Raw genomic sequence first — 1,995 nt, forward strand, 5'->3', positions numbered from 1 at the left:
GTCGGCGAGTACACCACGCCCTCGCCGCCCGGCATTCCCACCCCGCCCGCGGTCGACCTGATCGACGACAGCTGTCTGTACGTGAGCGCGCCGATGGACGAAGTCGACGCGCCGCGGCTGAAGCCCGGCCAGCCCGCGCGCATCACCCTCGACGCCCTGCCCGGCCAGTCGTTCAGCGGCCGCGTGCGGCGCATCGCGCCCTATGTCACCGAAGTGGAAAAACAGGCGCGCACGGTCGACGTCGAAGTCGATTTCGACACGCCGCCGAAGCAGATTTTGCTGGTCGGCTACAGCGCCGACATCGAAGCCATCATCGAACGCCGCGACAATGTGCTGCGCGTGCCGACCCAGGCCATCCAGCAGAACGGCAGCGTGCTGGTGCTGGGCGCAAACGACACGCTGGCAACGCGCACGCTGAAAGCCGGTCTCGCCAACTGGGCCTACACCGAAGTGCTCGACGGCCTGGCAGCCGGCGACCGCGTGCTGCTGGCGTTCGACGACGAAAACGTCAAGGCCGGCGTCAAGGTCAGGCCCCGGCAAGGCGATAAAACCGCGCCATGATCCGCCTCGCCGCCATCACCCGCGTGTTCCGCATGGGCGACCAGGAAGTGCGCGCGCTCAACGGCATCAACCTCGATATCGCTTCCGGGGAATACGTCTCCATCATGGGGCCGTCGGGTTCCGGAAAATCCACCCTGCTCAACGTCATCGGCCTGCTCGACCGTCCCGACAGCGGCCGCTACGAGCTCGACGGCAGCGATGTCACCGCGCTGTCGGAAACCGAGCAGGCGCGCGTGCGGCGCGAAAAAATCGGCTTCGTATTCCAGTCCTTCCATCTGGTACCGCGCCTCACTGCGGCAGAAAACGTCGAGCTGCCGCTAATCCTGGAGGGCATCGCCCCGGCCGAGCGCCGCGCGCGGGTTGACGCGGCGCTGGATGCGTTCGACCTCACCGACCGCGCCCGCCATCGCCCGGCCGAACTTTCTGGCGGCCAGCGCCAGCGCGTGGCGATCGCGCGCGCCACCATCCTACGTCCCACTGCGCTGCTGGCCGACGAGCCCACCGGCAACCTCGACCACCGCATCGGCGCCGAAGTGATGGCGCTGCTGGAAGGCTTGCACCACAGCGGCACCACGCTGATCGTCGTCACCCACGACCGCGAACTCGGCGCGCGTGCGCATCGACACATTGCGATGCGCGACGGCGAGATCGTCGCCGACGAAACATGAAACTGCGCGACACCCTCAGTCTCTCGCTCGCCAGCATCGCCAGCACACGCACGCGCTCGCTGCTGATCGTGCTGGCGATGGCGCTGGGGGTGGGCGCGGTGGTCGTGCTGACCGCGCTGGGCGATGGCGCGCGGCTTTATGTCGTGAACCAGTTCGCCTCGCTCGGCACCAACCTCGTCATCGTGTTGCCGGGGCGCGCCGAAACCAGCGGCGGTTTCGTCGGCGCGGCGCTTGGACAAACGCCGCGCGATCTCACGCTGGACGATGCCGAGGCGGTCGGCCAGCTGCCCGGCGTGCGCCGCTATGCACCTCTCAACGTCGGCATCGCCGAACTCGCGTCCGGCGGCCGTCTGCGCGAAGTCACCGTGCTCGGCAGCAACGCCGACCTGCTGCCGATTCGCCACATGGCGCTGGCGCACGGCCGTTTCAACGGCACCACGGCGCAGGTTGTCATCGGCAGCGCGCTGGCGCGCGACTTCTTTCCCGACGGCGACGCCATCGGCCAGCGCGTGCGCCTCGGCGACCGCCGCTTCCGCGTAACCGGCGTGCTGTCGAAGCAGGGCGAATCGATGGGCTTCAACACCGACGAGATCGTGATCATTCCGGTGGACGACGCGCAGGCGCTGTTCAACACCGAGACGCTGTTCCGCATTCTGGTCGAAGCCAACAGCCGCAGCGCCATCGAGCCGCTCAAGCAGGCGATGGCACACGTGCTGACGCAGCGCCACGACGGCGAGGAAGACGTCACCGTCATCACCCAGGACGC

The 1,995-nt window shown here is 68.1% G+C and carries 3 protein-coding genes; all 3 read left to right on the plus strand.

Going from position 1 to position 1,995, the window contains the following annotated elements; translation table 11 throughout:
• A partial coding sequence (locus IV098_RS11810) for an efflux RND transporter periplasmic adaptor subunit (protein WP_296889351.1) occupies positions 1-561 on the plus strand: 561 nt, incomplete at its 5' end.
• The gene (locus IV098_RS11815; RefSeq protein ID WP_296889352.1) at positions 558-1,229 is read left to right on the plus strand and encodes an ABC transporter ATP-binding protein; all 672 of its coding nucleotides are present in this window, start codon (positions 558-560) and stop codon (positions 1,227-1,229) included. The genes IV098_RS11810 and IV098_RS11815, both read left to right, overlap by 4 nt.
• On the plus strand, positions 1,226-1,995 hold a 770-nt coding region (locus tag IV098_RS11820; protein ID WP_296889353.1), incomplete at its 3' end, for an ABC transporter permease. The genes IV098_RS11815 and IV098_RS11820, both read left to right, overlap by 4 nt.

This window comes from Thiobacillus sp. (assembly GCF_018780105.1).
Classification (GTDB): domain Bacteria; phylum Pseudomonadota; class Gammaproteobacteria; order Burkholderiales; family Thiobacillaceae; genus Thiobacillus.